General features: G+C 52.3%; 23 protein-coding genes and 3 pseudogenes. 10 read left to right on the forward strand and 16 right to left on the reverse strand.

The genetic code is table 11. The features are described from left to right. Nucleotides 1-965: 965 nt before the first annotated feature. The 3 genes from EL257_RS17855 to EL257_RS17865 all read left to right on the forward strand — a co-directional run bounded on the left by EL257_RS17855 (nucleotide 966) and on the right by EL257_RS17865 (nucleotide 4790). Nucleotides 966-1493, forward strand: coding sequence for a DUF4142 domain-containing protein (locus tag EL257_RS17855; RefSeq protein ID WP_126364843.1), 528 nt, complete (start codon nucleotides 966-968; stop codon nucleotides 1491-1493). A 137-nt stretch (nucleotides 1494-1630) separates the two neighbouring features. Beyond that, nucleotides 1631-3178 carry an alpha-amylase family glycosyl hydrolase gene (locus tag EL257_RS17860; protein WP_126364845.1) on the forward strand — a complete coding sequence of 516 codons (1548 nt, stop codon included), beginning with the start codon at nucleotides 1631-1633 and terminating at the stop codon, nucleotides 3176-3178. Next, nucleotides 3168-4790, forward strand: a complete 1623-nt coding sequence (locus tag EL257_RS17865; RefSeq protein WP_126364847.1) for an alpha-amylase family protein — start codon at nucleotides 3168-3170, stop codon at nucleotides 4788-4790. Before EL257_RS17860 ends, EL257_RS17865 begins: the two co-directional genes overlap by 11 nt. Here EL257_RS17865 and EL257_RS17870 read toward each other — a convergent pair. Continuing rightward, nucleotides 4779-5759 (reverse strand): SDR family oxidoreductase, encoded by a 981-nt coding sequence (locus EL257_RS17870; RefSeq protein ID WP_126364849.1) that lies wholly within the window; start codon nucleotides 5757-5759, stop codon nucleotides 4779-4781. The two genes, EL257_RS17865 and EL257_RS17870, sit on opposite strands and share 12 nt — an antisense overlap. 318 nt (nucleotides 5760-6077) lie before the next feature. On the opposite strand from EL257_RS17870, the gene EL257_RS17875 reads away from it, so the two are divergent. Beyond that, nucleotides 6078-6293, forward strand: a complete 216-nt coding sequence (locus tag EL257_RS17875; RefSeq protein WP_106120027.1) for a DUF2934 domain-containing protein — start codon at nucleotides 6078-6080, stop codon at nucleotides 6291-6293. 543 nt (nucleotides 6294-6836) lie between these two features. Here the strand turns inward: EL257_RS17875 and EL257_RS17880 are convergent. The 6 genes from EL257_RS17880 to EL257_RS17905 form a co-directional block, all read right to left on the reverse strand. Continuing rightward, nucleotides 6837-7058 carry a hypothetical protein gene (locus EL257_RS17880; protein WP_126364851.1) on the reverse strand — a complete coding sequence of 74 codons (222 nt, stop codon included), beginning with the start codon at nucleotides 7056-7058 and terminating at the stop codon, nucleotides 6837-6839. A gap of 118 nt (nucleotides 7059-7176) precedes the next feature. Continuing rightward, on the reverse strand, nucleotides 7177-8034 hold the full coding sequence (locus tag EL257_RS17885; RefSeq protein WP_126364853.1) for an SDR family oxidoreductase: 858 nt from the start codon (nucleotides 8032-8034) through the stop codon (nucleotides 7177-7179). 83 nt (nucleotides 8035-8117) lie between these two features. Next, nucleotides 8118-9215 (reverse strand): alpha/beta hydrolase, encoded by a 1098-nt coding sequence (locus EL257_RS17890; protein ID WP_126364855.1) that lies wholly within the window; start codon nucleotides 9213-9215, stop codon nucleotides 8118-8120. A gap of 80 nt (nucleotides 9216-9295) precedes the next feature. Next, nucleotides 9296-10447 carry a zinc-dependent alcohol dehydrogenase gene (locus tag EL257_RS17895; RefSeq protein WP_126364857.1) on the reverse strand — a complete coding sequence of 384 codons (1152 nt, stop codon included), beginning with the start codon at nucleotides 10445-10447 and terminating at the stop codon, nucleotides 9296-9298. 323 nt (nucleotides 10448-10770) lie between these two features. Further along, entirely contained in the window at nucleotides 10771-11193 is a 423-nt protein-coding gene (locus EL257_RS28475) for a DUF1652 domain-containing protein (protein WP_419866583.1), read from the reverse strand. Next, nucleotides 11087-12112 (reverse strand): chemotaxis protein CheB, encoded by a 1026-nt coding sequence (locus EL257_RS17905; protein WP_232013035.1) that lies wholly within the window; start codon nucleotides 12110-12112, stop codon nucleotides 11087-11089. Before EL257_RS17905 ends, EL257_RS28475 begins: the two co-directional genes overlap by 107 nt. Nucleotides 12113-12302: 190 nt before the next feature. Between EL257_RS17905 and EL257_RS17910 the strand changes: the two genes are divergently transcribed. Further along, nucleotides 12303-12551, forward strand: a complete 249-nt coding sequence (locus tag EL257_RS17910) for a hypothetical protein (protein ID WP_106120063.1) — start codon at nucleotides 12303-12305, stop codon at nucleotides 12549-12551. Between the two features lie 193 nt (nucleotides 12552-12744). Here EL257_RS17910 and cydB read toward each other — a convergent pair whose 3' ends face one another. Together cydB and EL257_RS17920 are read right to left on the reverse strand one after the other, a co-directional pair. Further along, complete coding sequence (gene cydB, locus EL257_RS17915; protein WP_126364862.1) at nucleotides 12745-13746, reverse strand: cytochrome d ubiquinol oxidase subunit II; 1002 nt, start codon at nucleotides 13744-13746, stop codon at nucleotides 12745-12747. An 18-nt stretch (nucleotides 13747-13764) separates the two neighbouring features. Then, nucleotides 13765-15135, reverse strand: coding sequence for a cytochrome ubiquinol oxidase subunit I (locus EL257_RS17920; RefSeq protein ID WP_126364864.1), 1371 nt, complete (start codon nucleotides 15133-15135; stop codon nucleotides 13765-13767). Nucleotides 15136-15516: 381 nt separating this feature from the next. Between EL257_RS17920 and EL257_RS17925 the strand changes: the two genes are divergently transcribed. Then, nucleotides 15517-15744, forward strand: coding sequence for a DUF2934 domain-containing protein (locus EL257_RS17925; RefSeq protein WP_172604498.1), 228 nt, complete (start codon nucleotides 15517-15519; stop codon nucleotides 15742-15744). Nucleotides 15745-16392: 648 nt separating this feature from the next. Here the strand turns inward: EL257_RS17925 and EL257_RS28090 are convergent. From EL257_RS28090 to EL257_RS28100, 3 pseudogenes are all read right to left on the reverse strand, one after another. Continuing rightward, nucleotides 16393-16449: pseudogene (locus EL257_RS28090) on the reverse strand (KGG domain-containing protein); the annotation flags it as partial. Between the two features lie 87 nt (nucleotides 16450-16536). Next, nucleotides 16537-16686 (reverse strand): annotated as a pseudogene (locus EL257_RS28095) (general stress protein); the annotation flags it as partial. An 18-nt stretch (nucleotides 16687-16704) separates the two neighbouring features. Continuing rightward, nucleotides 16705-16767, reverse strand: a pseudogene (locus EL257_RS28100) (hypothetical protein); the annotation flags it as partial. Between the two features lie 743 nt (nucleotides 16768-17510). Here EL257_RS28100 and EL257_RS17935 point away from each other — a divergent pair. After that, the gene (locus tag EL257_RS17935) at nucleotides 17511-17855 is read left to right on the forward strand and encodes a response regulator (protein ID WP_106120038.1); all 345 of its coding nucleotides are present in this window, start codon (nucleotides 17511-17513) and stop codon (nucleotides 17853-17855) included. Nucleotides 17856-18182: 327 nt separating this feature from the next. On the opposite strand, the gene EL257_RS28105 is transcribed toward EL257_RS17935, so the two are convergent. The 3 genes from EL257_RS28105 to EL257_RS17950 form a co-directional block, all read right to left on the reverse strand. Beyond that, complete coding sequence (locus tag EL257_RS28105; RefSeq protein ID WP_126364870.1) at nucleotides 18183-18473, reverse strand: hypothetical protein; 291 nt, start codon at nucleotides 18471-18473, stop codon at nucleotides 18183-18185. Between the two features lie 164 nt (nucleotides 18474-18637). Then, nucleotides 18638-19162: a DUF488 family protein gene (locus EL257_RS17945; protein ID WP_232013036.1), complete on the reverse strand. Its 525-nt coding sequence runs from the start codon at nucleotides 19160-19162 to the stop codon at nucleotides 18638-18640. A 518-nt stretch (nucleotides 19163-19680) separates the two neighbouring features. Continuing rightward, nucleotides 19681-20301 (reverse strand): TetR/AcrR family transcriptional regulator, encoded by a 621-nt coding sequence (locus EL257_RS17950; RefSeq protein WP_126364874.1) that lies wholly within the window; start codon nucleotides 20299-20301, stop codon nucleotides 19681-19683. 159 nt (nucleotides 20302-20460) lie between these two features. Here EL257_RS17950 and EL257_RS17955 point away from each other — a divergent pair, with 159 nt between their 5' ends. The 3 genes from EL257_RS17955 to EL257_RS28480 all read left to right on the forward strand — a co-directional run bounded on the left by EL257_RS17955 (nucleotide 20461) and on the right by EL257_RS28480 (nucleotide 22363). After that, a complete protein-coding gene (locus EL257_RS17955; RefSeq protein ID WP_126364876.1) occupies nucleotides 20461-21201 on the forward strand; it encodes an SDR family NAD(P)-dependent oxidoreductase in 741 nt (246 codons plus the stop codon). Nucleotides 21202-21276: 75 nt separating this feature from the next. Next, complete coding sequence (locus tag EL257_RS17960; protein WP_232013037.1) at nucleotides 21277-21690, forward strand: VOC family protein; 414 nt, start codon at nucleotides 21277-21279, stop codon at nucleotides 21688-21690. Nucleotides 21691-22099: 409 nt separating this feature from the next. Continuing rightward, complete coding sequence (locus EL257_RS28480; protein WP_126364878.1) at nucleotides 22100-22363, forward strand: transposase; 264 nt, start codon at nucleotides 22100-22102, stop codon at nucleotides 22361-22363. A 168-nt stretch (nucleotides 22364-22531) separates the two neighbouring features. On the opposite strand, the gene EL257_RS17970 is transcribed toward EL257_RS28480, so the two are convergent. After that, on the reverse strand, nucleotides 22532-23161 hold the full coding sequence (locus EL257_RS17970; protein WP_126364880.1) for a hypothetical protein: 630 nt from the start codon (nucleotides 23159-23161) through the stop codon (nucleotides 22532-22534). Nucleotides 23162-23165: the final 4 nt, after the last annotated feature.

Genomic DNA, 23165 nt, shown 5'->3' on the forward strand with positions numbered 1-23165 from the left:
ATTCTCCAGTAACCCGCTGAAACCAAACTAAAGCAAAACCAAATGCCATTGCGCCTATCGAGGACATGAGGATGGGGGGGAAAATTTTTCAGCGCTCACGCGCTCTTTGATTAGTCAGCTTATTTGAACAAAGGGTTGGCCACGGTGCTTGTATTCTGGGCACTTCGGCAGGTGTTCCGACACGAACTCGAAATATCAGCGGCGCCGCTTGTTCAAGTCCACAGGCATGGGAGGTATCAGATCGATTGTGGTGAAGCCACTCAGCATTAAGCATTTACTGTTGCGTACTCCATAGTCGTTGCATGAGCTTCGAGAATGCTTCATCACCTACGTTCATTGTGATCCCCGAGGCCTCTTTGGAGTGAGCTGGCGCACAGACGTGATATTGAGCATGCCAGACAGATATTTCGTTCCAAGCAATATTTACCGTCTGCCCGGTCAGGCTAACGCATCATTATTTGCGCCGATAACGATTCTCCCGGACTGTTGGTCGAGGCGGGGGACTGGTGCAGATGTCCTCCTGCACGAGGCAACCTTCACTCAGTCAGCAATCGATCGCAAACGGGCAAGCTGTTAGCAAAGTAGTTCGCCGCTGTGGCGCGTTTTGACGAGTCGGCACGCATTTCAAAATCTGGTCTTTACCCACTTCAGCGCACGTTATCAATCCAATCCCAAGCTAAACCCGCCCATCGCTGATGTCCGCGAGGAAACAGCCCAGTTCACTGTGATCCTGGCGGATGACTTGCAACGCCTACCACCTTGGTCGGGATGATCGCCTGTAGCCAGCATCAGCCGCTTGTCGCGATGCTGATTACCTTTTTGAATCACCGCCGCGCTTGCAAATCAAAGAAATGAGGTGCCGTGCAATGAGGTGGAACCCGTTTCAGATTAGGTTATAGCAACCTTGAGTAGATAGTTGAGCGTATGCGAGGCACCGTCATAAACCACTTGAGAGGTCGCCAGTCGTGAATTCATGGAAAGTAAAATGGCTTATAGCCTTGGCGTTGAACGTCCAAATTCTGTCGAGCTATGCGGTAACGCTCAATGCTTTTGTGGAAGACGCTGTTCAACAAAGTATTTTCCAAACCGAGAGCGCTAAAGTCGCCCTCACGAAAAGCAGCTCCTCCGAAGTGAAAGACTTCGCCAACAACATGGTCAGTGAAAATTCGCATCTCTACCTTGAGCTGCAAAAGCTGGCTCAGCAACTCCATATGGATGTACCGACCGAGCCTTCGTTAGCGTCGAAAGCGAAGCTTATGCGGCTGGAATACCGTGATGAATCCTTTGACCGTATCTATATCGACGGTCAGGTAGAAACGCTCGAGCAGAGGATGACCTTATTCAAAAAGGAAGCGACCTCGTCAGAAAATTCCGACCTGAAAGCATTCGCAAAAGAAGCCTTGCCTGGAATTTTGAAGCAAGTGGGATTGGCGAAGAATATTCAAACAAAGCTCAAGCCTTCCGCAGGCGCTCTGACACCAGTTGAGCCTTGAGCGCTATTTCTGAAACGGACTGAAGCAAAAAAACTGATGAAATTGGTTGAACGATAACCGCGTGCTCGTGCTCGCATGTAGTGGTGAACCCATGAGTAGGATAACTGAGCAGGCAGAAAACAGCTCAAGGAGCGAACATGTCCACTACGTCGCATTTGCCTTGGTGGAAGGAGGCTGTGATATACCAGGTGTATCCGCGTTCCTTTGCAGATACCAACGGCGATGGTATTGGAGATTTGCCTGGGCTGATTGGGCAGCTGGATTATCTCAAAGCGCTCGGCGTAGATGCATTATGGTTATCGCCGATTTACCCCTCGCCCATGTGCGACGCGGGCTACGATATTTGCGATTACACAAACGTCGATCCGTTATTCGGTAACCTTGCCGATCTCGATCATTTGATTTCGGAGGCCCACAATCGGGGCCTCAAATTACTGATGGATTTCGTCCCCAACCATACTTCCGATCAACATCCATGGTTCATCGAATCACGTTCCAGTCGAAATAACCCGCGACGTGACTGGTACATATGGCGCGACCAGCCGAACAATTGGCGTGCATCGATCGAAGGCGGCAGCGCTTGGGCTTGGGACGACCGCAGTCAGCAGTATTACCTTCACTTCTTTTTACCCGAACAGCCCGACTTAAATTGGCACAACCCGCAAGTAGTCGAAGCCATGCATCAGGTGCTGCGATTCTGGTTGGATCGTGGAGTCGACGGCTTTCGTATCGACGTGGTGCATTGTGTCGGAAAAGATCCGACGTTCGCTGATGATCCTCGTTGCATGGCCGGGGAGACAATGGTGCAAATCAACGATCAACCCTACAGCCATGAAGTGCTTCGTGGGTTGAGGCGATTGGTTGACCATTACCCTGGGGATCGGGTGCTGATTGGCGAAGTGAACATACGCTCGACCGTTCAAGTGGCCGCCTACTATGGCGCGAGTGATGAGCTGCATATGTCTTTCAATTTTCCGCCTCTCGACGCCCCTTGGGATCCCGTCGTTTTCCGTTTATGCATCCGTGAAACGGAGAATTGTCTCGGCGCACAAAGTGCATGGCCAACGTGGGCCCTATCGAATCATGACAACAGTAGAATACGCAGCCGTTACGGTGGCTCGTTGCTCAGAGCTCATGCCGCTGCGGTCATGCTATTAACGTTGCGAGGGACGCCTTTCATCTTCCAGGGCGATGAACTGGCGCTCGAAGACACTCAAGTCACAACGCAGACCCGCGTTGACCCAGGAGGACGCGACGGCAGTCGTGCACCGTTGCCGTGGAAGACTCACACGCCTCACGGCTGGACGGGCAAAGCGCCTTGGCTACCCTTTCCGCCCGATTCTACAGTCCTTTCCGTCGAAGCACAGGAAGCGGCAAACGATTCAACACTCAGCCTTTATCGTCGCCTACTCATCTGTCGTCGTGAAAGCGAAGCACTGCGCATTGGCGAATGGGAAGAACTGCCTTCACATCCGCAACTGCTGGCTTACCGCAGGCATTGCACGTCCGATGAACGAATTGTTTGCATCAATTTTGGCGAGGTAGAGCATACCTTTCCCCTGGCTGGGCAGTGGGTTACGGAAATCACGAGTGACCGTCAGGGTGAGGATCAGCGTTTCGACGGCACTATAGCCGCTGAACAAGCCGTTATACTTCGGCCTGAAAGGATCGAACATGATCAATAAATGGCACCGCAACACGATTATTTATCAGATTGATCCATCGCTTTTTTTTGATAGTGACAACGATGGTTGCGGCGACCTCCAAGGCATAGTCCGTCGGCTCGATTATCTAGAAACGCTAGGCGTCAAAACGCTATGGTTGCTGCCCATCTTCGGCTCTCCTTTCCGTGATGCCGGCTATGACATCAGCGATCACTTGGCAATTGAGTCCCGCTTCGGAAGTGAGCACGATTTTCGTTTTTTGATAAATGAGGCCAGTAAGCGCGGCATGCGAGTTATTCTGGAGCTCGTTTTACAACATACCTCTGACTTGCACCCGTGGTTTTTTCAAGCTCGCAGGGATTGTTCGAGTCGCTATCGCGATTACTTTATCTGGTCGGATAAGCCAGTAGAGGATGGCAACCAACCGATCTTCCCCTCCGTTGAAAAAAGCATCTGGCAGTGGGATGACCAAGCTGGACAATACTACCGCCACTTGTTTTACAGGCACGAGCCAGATTTGAACCTGGCAAATCCAGCGGTCGTCGAAGAAATTGAAAAGATTATGATTCATTGGTTGCAAATGGGCGTTGCCGGTTTTCGGCTGGATGCTGCATCGCATGCAGTCGAACAGGCTGGTGGCGGTCGAGAGGAACAAGGCGTGTGGCTTTTGGAGCGATTGGCAGCGCTTGCTCGTAGCATCAATCCGGAATGTATATTAATGGGAGAAGTTGACGTCGAGCCAGAACGTTTCTGTCACTACTTCGGCAATGGTCAACGGTTGACACTGGCGCTGGACTTCTGGGTTAACAACCATATTTTTCTGGCGCTCGCCCGGCAACAGGTCGAGCCGCTAGTTCGCGCGTTACGTCGCCGCCCGTCTGCTCCCGACGGTGCTGGGTACGCTATTTGGTTGCGCAATCATGACGAACTTGACCTTGAACGACTGACCGCTGAGGAGCGGGAGGAGGTCATGCAAGTATTTGCCCCAGAACCGCGAATGCGAATTTACGGCCGTGGGATACGACGTCGTTTGGCACCCATGCTAAACGGTGACGTGCGTCGCCAAGCCATGGCACAAGCACTGATGGCTTCGCTACCAGGGACGCCGATCATCCGCTATGGCGAAGAAATCGGAATGGGCGACGATCTGGAACGAGAGGATCGACTGTCAGTGCGCACACCGATGCAATGGAGCGCTGAGGCCAATGCAGGGTTTTCAAAAGCTGCTTCCTCATTGTTGGCCGCACCCGTAATCGATGACGGGCCGTTTTCCTACACTGCGCTAAACGTTACCGCTCAACAAGACACTGCCGACTCGCTGCTTGCCCGCACTCGAAGAATTTTGCAAATCCGCGCTAATCTGGCGGAGGTTGGCGACGGCGATGCACATCCGCTGCCGAGCGGCCATCCAGCCGTTTTCGCGATTAGTCATTCCGGATACTCGACTACGATCATGCTGTGTAATCTGAGTCAGGATTCCGTCACGCTCGATCAGACTCTGTGCAGCGAATTGGAAGGCGCTGAACCAATTCTCGCGGACGGCCCTTACACTTCGAAACTTTCCGACAGCTCGGGTTTGGTTTTGAGAGGCTTTGGATATCGATGGTTCAGACGCGGACACTTAAAACAGTAGTAACAGAACACCACCGAGGAATGCGAAAAGCAACAACAGAGCCGATACCTGCGTCGAAGTTAACGCAACCGCCGATTCACGCGAACGGCCGACAAACCGACCGCGAATCTGGTGCAGAGCGTTGTCCGGTGCAAACAGGTTATCCAGACGCTGCGCATCGTCCTCTTCACTCATCTGGCCCGAATAAGCATTACGGGCCATAAATCGATCCAGTAAACCTGGCATCAGGCTTGTGCCGACGATGGCCTTGATAGACGCCCATCCCAGCCACAACTCCCGTGGTGGATTCTGAATTACGCTGAAAATCGCCCTGGCGGCTACATCCGGATCGTGAATGGGAGGGATGGGTTGTGGCCGCTTTTGAAGCTTGTTGCGCGCCCAGTCGAACTGGGGCGTATTGATTGCCGGCAATTGCACCATGCACACTCGAATTCGGCTGTGGTCATGCAACAATTCGCAACGCAGCGAATCAGTAAAACCCCGCACAGCGAATTTGGCTCCACAATATGCTGCCTGCAAGGGAATCGCACGATAAGCGAGTGCAGAGCCCACCTGGATTATCAACCCGTTATCGCGCTGGCGCATCAACTTCAATGCCGCCAAGGTTCCGTGGACGGTTCCGAGATACGTCACTTCGGTGACGCGCTGGATTTCCTGCGCAGTCAGTTTCTCCACCGGTGAGAATACGGTAGCCATTGCTGAATTGACCCAGATAACTAAAGGCCCTAATGCTTCTTCCAAACGTATAGCTGCTGCTTCTACCGCTGATGCATCTGCAACATCGACGCTGATAGACAGCACCTGAACATCATATCGATTTAACTCATCTTGCGTTGATGCCAATCCCGCCTCGTCTCGAGCGAGCAAACCGATCGAGTAACCAGCAGCTGCAAAACGATGTGCAGTGGCTCGACCAACTCCCGCGCTCGCTCCGCAGATAACCACTAAAGACTTATTACGCTGATCCATTGCATTCGCCCTTAAATTTGGGGTGACTAGAGGTATCAGTCGATAGGGGCTGATGTTGATCGTTTGATCGTCGCCCAGCGCTTGAACTTTCGCCAGTAAATCCGTTGGTGTTCTCTATCGTCAGCAATCGCTGCTTCTCAACCGGAGCACCAAAGCCGCAAAGATTCGCGATGTGTGCGCGTCCAAGTCGGGCAAGCGATCAGCTGTGATGGCAGAACTTGTTATGACGACTACCCTCAAACGGTGAACGGCGGATCGGGCAGCGGCGCTGATCCAGTTTCGCCAAATCATTCAACGAACTATCAGAGGAATTTGACAATGGATGAGCAAAAAATCAGGGAAGCTGCGTATCGGCTTTGGGAGAAAGACGGGAAGCCTCAAGGACAAGATCTGGAGCACTGGTTCACAGCTGAAAAATCAGACGACGAGGATTACGAAAGCTCAACCTCCAGCTCAACAATTGGCAGCGAAAATGCGCCGTCTCAAGCGGATTTTGCTGCCGAAACTCAAAACGAAGCCAACGATGGACGGTAAAGCTTGAGTTCAATAATGAAATCAACAACCGGCAGACACCCATCGATTGCGTGCACGGTCAAATGCGCGCTAATGATTTGGCTGATTCAATCATGCACCACCTGAAGAGGGGTTTTCCATCCACTGATTACCCAGGGCGCCCCCAATCGCAAATGGCTTGTGATACGTACAGCGTCCAGCTCAAAAGCGCGTATGGAAGCTAGGAATAATCTCTGAAGTTTCGCTGAATGGCTCGCAGATGCATTGTGTGGTTTAGTCATGTCCTTTCTCCTCATTTCCAGGCACAAATAAAAGGCGACTCGTCGACTTAACCAACCCCCATACCGGCACGACGGAAAATCGCCCTCATTGGAGAACACGGATGCTCTCAGAGGGTTCCACCAAACGATCGTAGCCCATGGCCCCACCTGCTCCCTCTCGGCTGAATCAGCATATCTGTTACGCAAGTTTGCCCCCGGCCTTTGTTTTGCGGCTTCAACTTCGCTGAATGATTGATTAGCGGCTGGAGCTGCAATGGAGATCCTGATTGCATGACCCTATCGCTCATGTACCCTTTCCAATTCCCTCTACCGCTTGGCCATACCGATGAGTCGCTTCGATCACCAGGCGTTTTCTTTCGTCCCGATTAATGAAACCCTGCTTCAGATATTCCTCTGCGAGTCGAAGTAATTCTTCATATTGCTCTTGGGCAGTCATACGGATCTCAGGCCTTTCCAGCAATTTATGCCAAGTGACGAGTGCTTGTCCCCTTCGGTCTTCGTACATTTCAATTACTCCAATGAACGTAGTACAGCAGTAAAGGGCCTAGAATGCGTTCTCATTGAATTACTCGCTGAAACGCTAATCGGCGCATCCAGTCAAGTCTCACAGCCCCCCTGCAAGCTCACAAAATGGGTTTGCCTCCGGTCACTCCGTAGCGCTCGCCTGAGATATAACTGCCCTCATCTGACGCAAGCAGAACATAGATCGGCGCGACCTCGACAGGTTGTCCTGGACGACCCAGCGGGGTTGTTGATCCAAAATTTTTCACCGATTCTTCGGACATTGTGGACACAATCAAGGGCGTCCAAATTGGCCCAGGGGCGACACTATTAACACGAATACCACGCTTGCCAAGCATCTGAGCAAGGCCAGCGGTGAAGTTCGCGATGGCACCTTTTGTGGTGGCATATGCCAACAGGCTGGGACTTGGTGCGTCGGAATTGACGGAACTGGTGTTGATGATCGAGCTGCCGGGTGCCATGTTGGGTAGCGCAGCCTTGCAGAGACGAAACATCGCCGTGACATTGACGTCAAACGTCTTTAACCATTCTTGGTCAGGTATCTCTTCCAATGTTTCATGGGTCATCTGAAATGCCGCATTGTTAACCAAGATATCGATGCGCCCGAACTTCGTTACTGTGTCGTTTACGATCCCGGCACAATGCGTAAGGGTCGCCAGATCTCCAGGCAACAGAATGCATTGACGTCCAGCGTCTTCTACCCAGCGTGCGGTTTCCTTCGCGTCTTCGTGTTCATCCAGATAGGCAATAGCAATGTCAGCCCCTTCACGCGCAAAGGCGATGGCAACTGCGCGCCCAATACCGCTATCACCACCGGTAATCAACGCGATTTTATTGGCAAGCCGGCCTGATCCTCGATAGCTATTCTCTCCGCAATCGGGGCACGGTTCCATTTTGCTTTGTTCGCCGGGTATAGGTTGTTGCTGAGGTTTGAAGGGTGGTACGGGATAACTGTTCATTGAAATCCTCCTGTCATCGTTTGATCGAGCCAACGTCAAGGATGAGTTGGCTGTCATTCATTGGATACACTTTCAACATGGCATCAATTGGTCAGATCAGCCTTGAGACGTTGTCCTGCATAAACCTGAGCTTCCTGAGCTTTTTGCACTACGGCGGCCGTACCGAAAAATTCGTGGGTAACACCTGAATAGAGCCGACGTTCCACGCTCACACCGGCGTTGCGTAACGCCTGTTCAAGTTGAGCCCCATCGTCACGCAAAGGATCGATTTCGGCGTTGATTAACGTCACTGGTGGTAGTCCTTTCAAATCGGCATGGACGAGATCAATACGCGGATCTTTGCTATCCATCGGGCTGGTGGTGGCCTGAGCAATGAACCACAACATCATCGGGCGATTGAGCGGAATCGCATCGGCGTACTTGAGATACGATTCGGTGTCCGTGTTCGATTGGGCCACGGGATACACCGCCAGCACGTGCTTCGCCGCTGTTAATCCCGCCTTCTGGGCGGCTATCGCTGTGGCCACAGCCAGATTACCGCCGGCGCTCTCGCCAGCCAGCGCAAGACGTTTCGGATCGCCGTTCACCGAAGACGCTTTGGTGGTCAGCCAACGGTAAGTCGCCAGCGCATCTTCATGTGCCGCCGGGAATTTATTTTCCGGGGCGAGCCGGTAGTCCACAGAGACAACTACAGCGTTAGCCTGTTTGGCCAAGCCTCGCGCACCGGCGTCGTAGACCTTCCGATCAGCAAAAACCCAGCCGCCTCCATGGAAATACAAGACCACAGGAAAAGGCCCGCTGCCTTCTGGAGTGTAAACAGTTGCTGGTAGCAAACCGACGGCGCCAGGCACCTGTATGTCCCGCGAGCTGACACCGGGCACAAGAGCCGTGGGCCCGCTGTCTCGTTCCTGGTCAGATAGAACGCCCTTGACGGCGTCAGCCATGGTCGGTTGCTGACGAGCTTCTGCGGGAGTGGTTTTTTCAATCGCTTTACCATCAAAGCTGGCAAATTCGTTCAGCACTTTTTGCATGTCCGAATCGGTGCGCAGCATACTCTTGGTGCCACTGACAGCAAGCTGAGTGACTGAAGGTTTTTCAGGGTCTCGTGCACATCCGCCCATCTGCGTAAGGGCCCCAATGGCTAACAGCGCGACGGCCAGTTTACGATGGTTTGAAATCATTATTTGATCCTCATTCGAGTGCTCGCGACGTTCAGGACTTTCGTCTATCGACACGTTCTAAACATGATCCAAACTTCTCGCTATGAGGACGTAGACGGTTCGAGCTTGACCTTGATCCAACCGGACTGGTGTTTATCGAATGATTTAAAGGCGGAAATCGCATCCGTCAGCGGTTCGGTCTGGGTGAGGATTTTTGCAGGATCAACTCGTCCGGCGAGAGTCATCTCGATGAGCTTGGGAATGTATTTTCGGTGATGGCAATTGCCCATGTTAATGCGGATGTTCTTGTTCATCGCAGCGCCGATTGGGAAACTGTCAAACCCGGCTGGATAAACCCCTATAATCGATATCGTACCCGCCTTCGCCACAGCTTCTACGGCCCATTGCAGCGCTTGGGAAGGCTCATCGCCTGGCTGCCACTGCGCAGTTTCGTGCACCTCGCCATGGTGAGCATGATTGGCATCGATACCGACCGCATCAATAGCCCGATCGACGCCGATGTCGGCGGTCAGACGAGCGATGGTTTTGACCGGGTCTTCCTTTTCAAAATTGATGCATTCGGCACCAAGTTCCTGTGCGCGAGCTAGTCGGTCATCAAAGCAATCAACGGCGAATACCCTGCCGGCGCCCATCAGCTTGGCGCTGACAATTGCAAACAAACCCACCGGGCCACAACCGAATACAGCAACGGTATCGCCATCTTTGATCTCGGCCATTTCAGCCCCAAACCAAGCTGTCGGAAAAATGTCCGACATTGCAATAGCTTGGTCATCGGTGATTTCATCTGGAAGCTTGATCAAACCTATATGAGCGAAAGGAATGCGGGCCTTCTCTGCTTGAAGGCCATCGAACGGGCCAGTGCTTTTGGGGCCGCCAAAAAAAGAGGTACCTGCCGTTTTGCCATTGGGATTCGCAATATCGCACTGGGCAAAATATCCGGCACGACAATACGAGCAGTTACCGCAGGCGATGGTCGAAGGGATCAAGACCCTGTCACCTATTTTTAAATTGCGCACGTCTGCCCCAAGCGTTTCGACGATACCTACGCCTTCGTGGCCAAGGATGGTGCCTGTTTGCATGTCCGGAGCACTTCCCCGGATAAAATGCAGATCCGTTCCGCAAATTGCCGACGCGGTAATTTTTACGATGGCATCCGTGGGTGACTGGATTGTTGGTTCTAGGACTTCATCCAGCCTGATGTCGCCCACGCCATGGAATACGACAGCTTTCATCTTCTCACCTCGTCATATCTGTGAAGTACGTAAGAGGGTGGAGAAAAAATCTGTGCGCAAGGTTTCATTGGGAGGCGAATTTACGGACAGACGGAGGAAGGATATCAATGCATGCGACTGAATCGCGGTACTGAGTCAGCCCAATACCCAAACCAGTCTGACACCAATCCTTCCGTCGCTTGAGCAAACGTTATGTCTCGGCTCAGTCCTCGCTGCCGGGCGGCGGCTATGATCGCCGGAAGGCTTGTTCGATGAGCGATGAGCGATTGCTATGATTGCCAGCAATTCGCTCTGTTGAGAACTCTATGTAAATATTTGTCTATTTATCGGTTCGCAGATCTATCGAAATTTGTTTGGCGAGCCACCATTTCACTCCGAAGTTCGCCGATCAGATTTGCTATCGCACGACTGGAAGAAAGTCTTGTCACTGAGATTCCTGTGACCAATAACTCTACGCGACCCGAAGAAGCCTCAAAAACTTTCACCATAAGCGAGCCGTCCGAATTTAAGGTGCAGGTGCAAGAGAGCGGCAGGAACCCGCACTCAACTATATGGCGGAGTTCAAGTGTGGATATCATCAGGTCTTTCATCCTTGGAAGTAAGCCAATTAATGGATGTTTTGCGGTCTGCGGCTTGACGTCACTTCGCATCGTCGTGACCGAAAAAAGTCGGATCAAGCACCAACGCGCGTAGTGGCTGAAGACGCTTCTCGGCTGCATCAGCTTGTTTGAGGCAATCGGCGGCATCGTGAGATGCGCCGACGATGGTCGCTTGGTCGGACATCTGACGCAGTAGCAAAATCCTCTCTTCCACGGCTCTCAAGGTATCCCAAAGTCCGGTATCAATGGCGGCATTGACTTCACAAATGAGCGACTTCATAGAAAATGCATGTCCCGTGTGGCAGCGAAATCTAACGATGGAACCCTCCTCGATTTGCACCAGCACGCCATGACAATCGGGACAGGTGAATTGAGACACTTTACCGAGCCCCATTACGCCTGCTTCGAGACCGTTGCCTTTCAAGGAAATGGTATTTTCGATCTCGTGAGGTGTTTGCGCATGATGAGGCAAACGGTCAGCACGACTTCCGACCGTTCCGGCGATCTGCTGAGCGATGGTCGCAGTCGAACCTATCAGATCGATCTGGACGTGTTGGATTGCGCTCTCAGGCATGGAGCTGAGCATGGCTTGCGACGGATCCTGAACGAAGGTCATACCGCCTTGATCTTTTACGGCCCAAAGACCCGCAGTGCCGTCATCTAGAGCACCTGACAAGATGATGCCCATGACCCTGGCGCCGTAACTGGCCGCCGCTGAGCGGAACAATACGTCGACCGCAGGCCGCACGCGGCACTCCTTTGGCCCGCGCGTCAGTCGTATGCCTTCATGCATCAGCATTAGGTGACGATCAGCAATGGCGACATAGACGGTACCCGGCTGGATGCGCTCGCCGTCTTGCGCTGCAACCACTCGCATGCTGGTCGCTCTGGAAAGAATTTTGTGAAGCACGCTGGGCTCGTATGCAGGGATATGCAGTACCACGAGAAACGCAGCGGGCACATGAGAAGGCAAATTTTCAAACAGCGAAATGAGTGCCTGCACGCCTCCTGCCGAGGCACCAATGACCACGACGTTTCGTAAGTCAACATCCAGCCCATCCGTCACGTCTACCTCCATAGTCTCGCATTCACTGTAGACGCTTTTCTCGCAGAGCGGGCGACCCCTTCTGTTTGGCTGCTCATATGACAAGAGCTTAAAGCTAAAGCAGGCCAATGATGGCTAGATGCCTCGATAGCGAAAACAGTTGGAAGTGCCTACAACTGTGCGTCCTATTCCCTGCGCAATCGGAGGCGTCGTGTCCCATCTGATGGATTTGCCCTTAGTTCACAGCTACCGTGGGAGAAATTTTATTGTGAAATTCGGCTGGCAAAAACCTAACGATCAGATTCCAGCAGCAGCCCAAGTCGTTATTGAAGGTGAAATCAAGGGATTGGGAGAAATTGCTTTTGAATTGGCGGGGCCTTGGGACGATTACCAACAGGCTGCGTCTGAAGCAATTAGGGCCGCCGAAGACTGGGTTGATCAGCAACAACCGGGAGCCTGATTTCCGGAACAACCGCTCAGATTACAGTAGCTAATCGAGGACGATCAGGCCTCAGGCAACCTAAGTCGCGCGGCTGAAGAGTCCGGCCTGCTATTTATTTGACTCAACCGGGGCGATGAGAGCTTGGTTCAGCCCGACTTTGACAGTCGAAGGGCTCGGGGACACGATCTCTTCGCGGCTCAGAACAAAGTAGTCAGTCGCCAGCAGGATGAACCTTTCCACTAAAGACGCTAAAGCCATAGGTGTTGTACAAAAGAGTCAGCGGTATCAAAACCGCAAATCCGACCAACATGAACACTTGGCTGCTTGGACTGGAAGCGGCGGCTTGCAGGGTCAAATGCGGTGGAACGATTAGGGGAAACAGCGCCATAATCATCAGTGCAAACGCCAAAATGAAAACCCCCAGCGCGGCGAATAGCGGCAGGTACTGACGGCGGCTTTTAAATCCCAGAATAAATCCTATCAGCAGTACAACGAGTAATGATCCGCCCGAGAACCACACCAACGGCTCTGAGAGGCGATTTGCATATTGGGTATTCAGAGCCATTGTCCAAGCAACCAATACGGCTAAAAGCACCAAGGTTACAAACCCCAACGCCCTCGCCTGGAGAGCGGATCGCCACTGAAGTTCTTGCTCAGTGCGCCAATAAAGCCAGCAGGCCCCCAACCATGTATAGCCCACCACGAGCACTGCACCACAGTACAATGGAAACATCCCTAGCCAATCCCAGCCACCGCCGCTGTACTGCCAGCCATCATTAGGTACGCCTTGAACAAGCGTGCCCAAGACCACACCCTGAGATCCTCCCGCCAGAAGTGAACCGGTCATCATTAAGCCGTCCACGCCACGCTTGATTTTGTCATTTGACGCGTAGTCACGAAACTCCAACGCTACCGCTCGAAGAATCAAAGCCAAAAACATCATGATAAAAGGGAGATAGAGCGCTGGTAGCAGAATGGCGTAGGCCAGTGGAAACAATGCCAGCAGGCCACCACCACCTAGCACCAGCCATGTTTCATTAGCATCCCATATAGGCAAGATTGTCAGGGCCATGGCTCGGCGCTGCTTACCGCATCGGGTTAAGCCCAGCAGGACGCCAACGCCAAGGTCGGTACCATCCAGTAGCACATAGTTTAAAACCGAGAACGCTAAGGCTGCAGCAGAAAACAAGGTCAGCCATTCGTTGTCCGACATAAATTCTTGCCCTCAAGATTAATCTATCTCGTCAGCCAAGGTTGGCTGTGGCCCGGGTTCATCTCTTTGAGGTGGTTCACGCAGAATTCGCCCCAGTACCCAAAAACTTACCCCAAGCGTCAGCAGGTAGAACAACAGGATGAACCAGGTTGAACCGATCACTTGCTGTCGAGACACCGATGACAAACTGTCAGCCGTGCGCAGCAAGCCGTAGACAGTGAAGGGCTGACGACCAACTTCGGTTACTACCCAGCCACTCAACATTGCCAACAATCCGCCTGGGGCCATGAGCACACACGTCCGAAGCATCCAACGCGAGTCGTATAAGCGCCGTCGCCATCGGAGCACCAAACTGGCTAGCCCCTGCACCGCCATCAATAGGCCCAAACCGACCATTATTCGGAAAGCGAAAAAAACCGTAGGTACTGGCGGGATGTCTTCACGCGGGAATTCGTCCAGCGCGGCGATCGTGCTAGTCAAATCATGGTGCAGGTACAGCGACCCTATGCGTGGAATCGCCAACTCCCAATTGTTTCGCCGCTCAGCCATGTCAGGAATGGCGAATAAGCGTAATGGCTCCCCTTCGCCTTCTGAAGGTCGCGTCCAGGAACCTTCGATGGCTGCTACTTTTTGCGGTTGAACCTTGAGGCTGTGCCGACCATGAAGATCCCCGACTACAATTTGCAGTGGTATGAGCAAAACAATCGCCCACAGCGCCATCGAGTATGTAAGCCGTGCTCGCCGATTCTCGTGTGTACGTAATAATTGCCAAGCGCTGATACCGGCCACCAGTGTGGCCGTGCCGAGCAATGTGGCCAACGTCATATGCACTAGCCGATACGGGAACGACGGATTGAATATGATTGCCCACCAATCTTCGGCAATGAATCGGCCGTCGGTGCTTATTGAATAGCCGGCAGGTGTGTGCATCCAAGAATTGGCTGAAAGGATCCAGAACGCGCTGCACAAGGATCCAAAGGCTACCGCGCAGGTAGCAAAAAAATGCAGACGAGGGCCTACTTTCTTCAATCCGAATAGCATTATGCCAAGAAAGCCAGCTTCTATAAAAAAAGCGGCCAAGACTTCGTAGAACATCAGTGGGCCGATAATATCGCCCGCCAAGACCGAAAGACGTGACCAATTGAGCCCGAATTGATACTCAAGAATAAGACCCGAGGATGTGCCCACGACCACCGTGAGAGCAAAGATTTTTAGCCAGTAACGATAGGCATCAATATATGTTTTCCGCCCACGCAATAGCCAGACAGCCTCAAGCACCATTAGAAAATTGGCCAAGCCTATCGTGAGCGCTGCGAACACAATATGAAAACTGATGGTAATCGCGAACTGAGCTCGCGCTGCCATCAATGCCGAATCAACCTCGACCATGCAGTCCACTCCCCGACCACAAACCGCAATTAGCTGACCTCAACATACCGTCGAAGCATAGATTGCCATTGGCAATGGAAGCGAAGGACATGGGTATTTTCCAACAAGATTATTCGTCAGTTGACTCGTCTCGATCCTAAAAAATTCCAAAAAACGGGGTTCGGCTAGAATCTCGCTCCGTAAAGCCGCTCAGTGATGCAGGCCGAGACTTGGCTGATGATCTCCAGCGTTCAGTAGCCCAACCCGCTCCCTTTCTAGATCATTCCGGCATCCCGCAATCAATGCGACCGTCAGTGATGGCGAAATCAGCATTAGCGACTACCATGAACGTTGAGAGACGAACTGGTGCGAGCCATTATTCAGCGAGCAGAGGTAATGCAGATGGATGAGCAAGAAATTCGAGAGGCTGCGTATCGCTTGTGGGAAAAGCAGGGCAAGCCTCAAGGACAAGAGCTGGAGCACTGGTTTACTGCTGAAAAAACGGGAGATAAGGAGGATTCGTCTAAACCAGCTTCCGAGCTCAAACTTAGTGACGTAGACCCTAAGTCGGTTGCAAATAATACAAATGATAATCTGAAGTCCAAAAAGCAAAAGGCACGTAAGGCATAAATCAAAAGTGAAAATACCCGGCTTGTAAAAATCACCCGATAGCGTACAGCTTGTGCGTTATCGTTTGCATGACTAAGTAACGTTTGAATCATGTACTTCTTCACTCCACCTCGGCTTGGGAATATCGTTGACCGCCTCGGCCATGAGTTACTTTCTCTCGCTCAGGTCAATAAAATATTATTTTAAATACGCCTCCGCGAGCCTGAAAAGTCATATTGTCGCTCTCCAGCCATGAAAGATTTTACCTGCACAACAACGGCATGATCGCTGCAGATGGATGAAATTAAAAGTCTGACTAAACCGTATCCCTAGCCGCTGTCCTTTTATTCTAATAACCTATACCGCTTTTAACTGAAGCTCTGATTCGGCAAACAATACCAAGAAGCTGAGCGATCCACTATCAAACTAAACCTTCGACCGCATCCTGCTTATAGTGTATGACAAGTCCACTTTTAATTAAATTTCTTCATAGCAACAATTCTGGAAGTATCTTCCACCAGTCTTTTCCAAATTGATCAATGGGTTCCGATGGCGACGTTCATGGCTCCTACATCGATGGCGTCGCGCGCCATGGTAATATTGACGATGTTGCATTTTGATGGTTTCAAGCCCTGCGCAGAGCAGGGCTTGAAAATGTGTCATACAGCATTACGATTTATTTCCTCCGCCGTGGCTATTTTGTCCACCTTTCTTTCCCGCTTCCGATGCTTTCTGAGGGTCATCAGCAAAATTACTACCGCGACCGCTTCCTTGAGTGCCACCGGAGGAGCTAGCATCGTTGGACTGACGCCCACCTCCGTGGCTAGCTTCGCCGCCCTTTTTACCCGCTTCTGAAGCACGCTCTGGGTCGTTGGCAAAATTTCCACCTGACGCTTGCCCGCCTTTACGCCCAGCTTCGGAAGCGCGTTCTGGATCATTGGCAAAATTGCCTTCTGATGCTTGTCCACCTTTACGCCCGGTTTCGGAAGCTTTTTCAGGATCATTCGCGAAATTGCCTGGATTGTTATTTCCGGTATTAGCCATTTCTGTTCACCTATTTCGTTTATGGATACAAGCGCGTTGGCTCGTCTAACTCAGAAAATCCAGACAGCTGAAAGTTTGCACCAAAATCTGCCGACTCGACGAACGGAGCTTGGATACGGGTTCCCTGAAATATCATTTCGTGTGACCAGCGGCTAAAAAATAAAACACGCTGGGCCACGCTTCAATAAGCAGGCAACGAACGAAATATGCGTCGTTTTGATTTTATGTCTTTCAAAACACCTAAAATTGTTTCCTTCATAGAAACCAGCTGAAAATTTACAAACGCCATGAGTGCATCTATTTCTGGCTGTGCCAGCTCCAAAGTTAGAGGTACAGAATTTGGCTTACGCATAAGCGCTAAAAACTCAAATTTTGTTAGTGACGCAACGGTCTATGCGATTGACAAGTTGCGACCGCATCAATGGATGCCTAATCCGATTGTGAATTCCTAATATCCAAGGGTAGATTCATCACCTATCTTCCAGCGTACATGTACGGTGCTGGATCGGACGCGAGCCGGCATCACTACGGCCGCTTATGCTGGAGAAGCTCATGGCATATGGTCGACTCTAAAACCAGTTCGTCATCTGGGCTCAGGTTGACTGAACGATTGGGGTTCGGCTCACGTCTAATTGAGTGCGGGCCGGCTGCGCAACTTAGCGGAAGCTAGCCTGACTTTAAAGAGACTGGGTCAAATGCATTGTTTGAACTCCCCTTAATTTTTCGTAGAGTGAATAGTTAGCATGACGCGCATATACATCGTGGAAGACGAAATGCCGCTGGCTATGCTGGTAGAGGATATGGTTATTGACTTGGGTCATGAGGTCGTTGGCATGAGTCAGCGCCTGGACGAAGCCCTTATCGCTGCCGATACTATTGAGTGCGATCTCGCCATTCTTGATATCAATCTCAACGGGGAGCTTTCATTTCCCGTCGCAAGGAAACTGGTCAGTAGGCGCATCACCATAATATTTGCTAGCGGCTGTGGCGCAGCGGCTTTGGAGAGCGATTTTCTGAAGGCCACGTTAATCAACAAGCCATTTTCGATGGCTCAGCTCGGCGACGCGATAGAGCGTAATATCGCGTAAGTATCGGCCTGATTTAAACAGCTCGGTATTTCTCCGCTCCCGCAGATGTCGTGTTTCGCCTTGGGTCTTACCAAACCAGACCGCCTGCGGCAGCAAGCGTCGGCTTATTACATCTTCAAAAGATGGCGATTGCACCGCCAGTTCCAACGCTCTGCCAAGGTAGGCCGAGTACCAAAGCCTGAAGCTGCTCGGTATCCAGTCCCACCTCGCAACCTTATCGAATGCCTGGCTAATGAAACCTGCCCTGGTTCAACCGCCGTGCCGTCAGCCCAAACGCCGATCCTTCGTATGCCTGCCCTTTCCTGTGATTGGCGCGACGAATGAGGCCTATGCCACATTCTTTTCAGTAGGCTTGAGGCCGATGGCGACTCGCCTTGCACATCCTACGCCCCACGCTAAAGCACGAGTCATTGATTCACCTGGCCTGGAATCAACCGCCTCTTCATGCAAAGCCATTCCGCTTGATGCATACACTCCAATGAACATCTGCGTATGTCCCATAGGCGACAGCCTCACCTGAACATCGATAAAGGTGCCGTCATCCAACGTCTCGTCGTGTATCCGGTGGTGGAGTGTCGGATCAGCCCATTGCCAGAATACGTCTCCGCGAATTCGCATGCCATGCCCTCCTACGACTTTACTCTTGTATGCCAAAGAGCTGACCATAGCGCAGAGACGCGGTGACGCAACGGATAGTTTTTAGATAGATGCAAAATCGGATGGTTGGCCACCCGGATCCTGCACATGGCTGGAGATACTGCACAGTTTTGAGCTCTGCTTTTCTATTTCGATCGAGGGTATGAGAGTTTAAAGCCAGATGCTTCGGCAGAAGGATTAAGTACCGCCCTCGTAGATTTGCCGATGTCCATGATGTGGAACATTTCAAGCTCTCGGATCAGTAGGTAGTCGGCGACTATTCGACGATGGCATCGCCACCAAACGGCCTCGGAGCACATGATGGCGCAGCGCTTGGTGTCGCTCAGCTCCAACAACTGGCGCAACCCCTGTTCAAATTCGTCCGAGAGGGCGTAATCAGCATAGTTATGGAAGCTTCGATTATCCCAGAACGCATTGACCTCATCCGGGACGGTTTTCGATTTCTTGCGTAATCCACCTAGAGCTGCAATCTGGTAATGCAAGATGTCTGATTGGGCTAGTAGCTCAGGAAGGACATCCAGGTTGTATTGAGGATTCGTCCGGGAGCGTGGGACAGTCCGAATGTCCACCACAGCGTTGACATCAAAGCTCTGCAACATTTGGACGAAGACGTCGATTGGCTTGGTCGAATGACCCACAGTGAAAATCACCCTGCTCTCCCTGCTCATCCTTTCGTCCTCAATGGTCAAAAACAGAAATGCAATCGCTCCGAATCATTTTCGATGCTCTCGCATGGAATCTTCCGAGTTGCCGGCTAAATGCTTTCACAGCTTAGCAGCCGATAATCCATAAAGCCGTCTAATCCATTCTGTCGCTCGTTCTGAAATCGGATGCAGTTAGCACCCGATACTCCAGTACCGCCCTTGTTTTAGCCAATGTGGTTAATTCTTTTTTCGACGGCTTTCTCCCTGGCCCCTTCGTTCGTTCAGCGCTCTCGGCTGCGTGCTAAGTTTCAGGCCATGTGCCCGCCCCATCGCCCGTGTTGACGATGCCAATCGCTATCGTAAAGCTAACGTAGCAGATAGCTACTGGTGACTTTCCGCCGCTCGCTCACTATCAGACAGACCTATGATATGAGCGGGCTTCTCGTCTACCCCATCGGGGTCAATCGACCAATATTGGATGTAGATCGCGATCTCTAGGATATCCAGTTGAGCCTGCAATGGGATCAACAACGAGGCTCTGGCTCTGATTTCGCAGCGGTATTGCTTGCCCCGAACTCTTCAGAAATCACTTTGCCGGCGATTTGCGCCACCGTTATCAAGCGATTGCGGGACATGCCGCTGCAGGCCGCAGCCGACAGCCCACGCAAAGTGATGAGCAGGTAGTCAGTCAGGGCTTGCGCAGCGACGGGGCAAGCCTGATCAAGGTAGCAGCGGATCGTCTGGATTCCGGCATCGCCCAGTTTCTCAGCCATGTTTCGAGCGATCGGATCATCCGCACGCATGCCTTCTGTGATCAAGCAGCCACGCAAAGTGCTATCTCTTCCGTACTGCTTCGCAGCCGCGACCAATAACGACGCCAGCGCTTCTGCCGGTGGTCGATCCAATGTCAGTAGTTTGTCCACAGGTAGCGCGTTTGCGCCGGCGTAGCGATGCATTGCCCGCTCGAACAGCTCGGCCTTGCTGCCGTAGGCGGCGTAGAAGCTCGGGGGTTTGATGTTCATGGCCTGGGTCAGGTCGGACAAGCTGACCGCGTCAAACCCACGTTGATGAAACAGTGCCTGAGCGATGGCGATCCCTTGCTCGCGGTCGAAGGCAGGGCGGCGCTGCCGGGTTTTTTCGTTCATGGCTGTCTCACTCTGTCGAGGCAACAACTGTAGCGACCGCTACAACCGATATCAATCGCAACCAGAAAGAATGACTCATTTAGTGATCGCTAAAAAGGTTGTAGATGGAGGAGAATCTATATAGTGTTTACTACATAAATTCTCAACAAGGTATTCCTCATGCAATTCAAAAACAAAGTTGTTCTGGTCACCGGTGGCTCTTCAGGCCTCGGCTTCGCGATTGCCGAAGCGTTTGCCAGCCAGGGCGCCACTCTAGTCATCACCGGGCGTCGCCAGCTTCAGCTCGACGACGCTGTGAGTCGCCTTGGTGAGCAGGCGTCCGCCGTATGCACAGATATCTCGAGCCCCGCCGACCTTGCTGGGCTGTTCAGCCACATGCACGCGGTTCATGGCCGTATCGATGTGCTGATTGCCAACGCCGGGATAGGTCTGGTCGAGCCTCTGGGAGCAATCACCGAAGCAGGCTTCGATAGGGTTTTCACGACCAACGTCAAAGGCACGACCTTCACTGTGCAAGGCGCGCTACCGTTGATGAGCAAGGGGAGCAGCATCGTCATCATCGGCTCGACGGCCTCGATCAATCCCGGCCCCGGGTTAAGCGCCTACGGAGCCACCAAGGCCGCGCTGAGGGCGCTGGTGCGCAGCTGGATTCTGGATATCAAAGGTTCGGATGTCCGTATCAACCTGCTTAGTCCCGGCCCGGTGAACACCCAGTCCCTGCGCGATGTGCTTGGCGAAAACGCGCGGCAGATGATTGATGTCCTCAGCGAGAAAAGCACACTCGGCCGGATCGGCGAAGCACGAGAGATCGGCCAGGCCGCGCTCTTCCTTGCAAGCGATGCATCAAGCTATATCAACGGCGTCGAGCTATTCGTCGACGGTGGCGCGTCCCAGATCTAGAAGGGCAGTGAGTAGCCACGTGAAGTTAATAGCCAGCTGCACTAGAGCCGATTCGTCGGCATTTTATGGAGTTACATGATGAGCGATTTTGCTGGTTCGGCAATAGATCATATAGGCATTGGTGTTTCGGACATCTCGCATGCTCAAGCCTTCTACGATTTAGTGCTCAGGCCACTGGGGATAACCTTGGTGATGAACATTGCGGCCGATCCTCCAGATTCAAAGCCTAGACGGCTGGGGTTTGGTTCTGCAGGAAAGCCATTTCTTTGGTTGCATGCCGCGCCCGTTCCCAGTCATGGGGCGCACGTAGCACTCATTGCGCAGAGCCGTGAGGCGGTCAACGCTTTTCATGCGGCTGGCATAGCTGCTGGCGGACAAGACAATGGAGCGCCCGGCATTAGGGCTCATTACCACGCCAGTTATTACGCAGCTTATGTGCTGGCACCTGACGGAGCGAATTTGGAAGCTGTTTGCCAAGTAACAACTTGATCTTCAAAGCTCACATCAGTGCGATCCGGAAACTGGACGACAATCTTCGTTCTGCCTCTTACCCCTATCCATCCGGGCCCGCCAGAACAATAGAACAGATCTGGAAGCGTCAGCACCAATTGATGATTCTTCTACGATCTACGGTCGCATTCGTCGAATCAGTTGAAAAACTCTGGCCTGGTTCCATGGCTGATAAGTGCACGGCTGAGATGGAGATCGTTTACCTCTAGCAAAGACTGCCGGGCTCGGATTTCACCTAGCAGCTTGCGAAAAAGGTATTTTTATCCATCTTTCCCGCTAGATAATCGTATGCGTCCGCCAAGTCATCTACCCAACCCCGCAAAGGCGGGACATGGTGTGCACTTAAATTTAGGTGGGCACCAGTTCTCGCCTTTTAAGTGGGTACTTCATGCAGCCAACATGCCGTTCGTATTCCAAATCCTTCAAAGCCCAGGTCATTCAAGAGTGTGCCCAACCCGGCGCATCGATTGCCAGCATCGCTCTCAGCCATAGCCTTAACGCAAACCTCGTTCACAAATGGATTCGGGTGCAAGTGCAGAAAAGCGCGGCGCTTCAACCAGCATTCATCCCATTGCCTATGCAAACAACGGCGCTCGTATCTTCATCGAATATCAGCGTTGAGATTCTGCACCCGCGCGGCACGTCAAAGTGAACTGGCCAACCGATAGTGCTGCCGCCTGCGCCGCTTTCCTTCGAGACCTGTTGCGATGATCCGCATCGACGCCATCTGGCTCGCTACCGAGCCCATGGACATGCGTGCCGGCACTGAAACTGCGCTGGCCAGGGTGATCGCGGTCTTACCCGGACGCTTACGGTTACTCTACAGTGACTCACCGCCGCTCCGCTGGAACGTGAGTCCAGCCCGCCCCGCCTTAGAAAACTTGACCCAGCCAAAACAGCGGATAGCTTCCGAGCCTTCATGATCCTCATCCTGGGGATCAGCACGATCATCCATTCCATGGACAGTGCCGAAACCAGATACTTCCCAAGTGTCAGAAGCACTCCAAAGCGGCTCGCTCAACAATCTGCGCTCCTCCAGCTCGACCGAAAATGGCTCAGATGCTGTCACAGCGATGACACTCTCATCCGAAAGAATCACATCCCGAAGCTCTTGTTGAACATAACCATCGAGAAACTCGGGCAGATCTGAAAACACACCATCGCGACAATTGACGATAGCATCGATGAAATCCTGAACGATGAAGGCCTGCAACACCTCGAGCTGAGTCAGCCGGGATACACCGCCTTGGTAATCGAGAACGATGACCTCAGCATCAGCCAGATGATGTTTCAGATCCTCCCTGCTCTCTTCAACCACAAGCGCGGCGTAGGTTTTGTACCCCAGAAACGCAGCAATTACCTCTAGGGCAATACCGTGCTGGACTTTGATGCCTTTCGCAGCGAGGGATGTTTTGGCTGCGAATGCAGCTGCCTTGACTAAGTCTGTCATCTGA

The organism is Pseudomonas fluorescens (genome assembly GCF_900636825.1).
Classification (GTDB): Bacteria; Pseudomonadota; Gammaproteobacteria; order Pseudomonadales; family Pseudomonadaceae; genus Aquipseudomonas; species Aquipseudomonas fluorescens_BG.

Coding starts and splice junctions, on each gene's coding strand:
- cydB (WP_126364862.1), bottom strand. CDS start 13,746: ATGTCGGACAACGAATGGCTGACCTTGTTTTCTGCTGCAGCCTTAGCG.
- EL257_RS17895 (WP_126364857.1), bottom strand. CDS start 10,447: ATGAAAGCTGTCGTATTCCATGGCGTGGGCGACATCAGGCTGGATGAA.
- EL257_RS17885 (WP_126364853.1), bottom strand. CDS start 8,034: ATGAACAGTTATCCCGTACCACCCTTCAAACCTCAGCAACAACCTATA.
- EL257_RS28105 (WP_126364870.1), bottom strand. CDS start 18,473: ATGCGAATTCGCGGAGACGTATTCTGGCAATGGGCTGATCCGACACTC.
- EL257_RS28480 (WP_126364878.1), top strand. CDS start 22,100: ATGCAGCCAACATGCCGTTCGTATTCCAAATCCTTCAAAGCCCAGGTC.
- EL257_RS17875 (WP_106120027.1), top strand. CDS start 6,078: ATGGATGAGCAAAAAATCAGGGAAGCTGCGTATCGGCTTTGGGAGAAA.
- EL257_RS17920 (WP_126364864.1), bottom strand. CDS start 15,135: ATGGTCGAGGTTGATTCGGCATTGATGGCAGCGCGAGCTCAGTTCGCG.
- EL257_RS17970 (WP_126364880.1), bottom strand. CDS start 23,161: ATGACAGACTTAGTCAAGGCAGCTGCATTCGCAGCCAAAACATCCCTC.
- EL257_RS17955 (WP_126364876.1), top strand. CDS start 20,461: ATGCAATTCAAAAACAAAGTTGTTCTGGTCACCGGTGGCTCTTCAGGC.
- EL257_RS17950 (WP_126364874.1), bottom strand. CDS start 20,301: ATGAACGAAAAAACCCGGCAGCGCCGCCCTGCCTTCGACCGCGAGCAA.
- EL257_RS17960 (WP_232013037.1), top strand. CDS start 21,277: ATGATGAGCGATTTTGCTGGTTCGGCAATAGATCATATAGGCATTGGT.
- EL257_RS28475 (WP_419866583.1), bottom strand. CDS start 11,193: ATGCCGCCGATTGCCTCAAACAAGCTGATGCAGCCGAGAAGCGTCTTC.
- EL257_RS17880 (WP_126364851.1), bottom strand. CDS start 7,058: ATGTACGAAGACCGAAGGGGACAAGCACTCGTCACTTGGCATAAATTG.
- EL257_RS17860 (WP_126364845.1), top strand. CDS start 1,631: ATGTCCACTACGTCGCATTTGCCTTGGTGGAAGGAGGCTGTGATATAC.
- EL257_RS17925 (WP_172604498.1), top strand. CDS start 15,517: ATGGATGAGCAAGAAATTCGAGAGGCTGCGTATCGCTTGTGGGAAAAG.
- EL257_RS17870 (WP_126364849.1), bottom strand. CDS start 5,759: ATGGATCAGCGTAATAAGTCTTTAGTGGTTATCTGCGGAGCGAGCGCG.
- EL257_RS17890 (WP_126364855.1), bottom strand. CDS start 9,215: ATGATTTCAAACCATCGTAAACTGGCCGTCGCGCTGTTAGCCATTGGG.
- EL257_RS17935 (WP_106120038.1), top strand. CDS start 17,511: ATGACGCGCATATACATCGTGGAAGACGAAATGCCGCTGGCTATGCTG.
- EL257_RS17865 (WP_126364847.1), top strand. CDS start 3,168: ATGATCAATAAATGGCACCGCAACACGATTATTTATCAGATTGATCCA.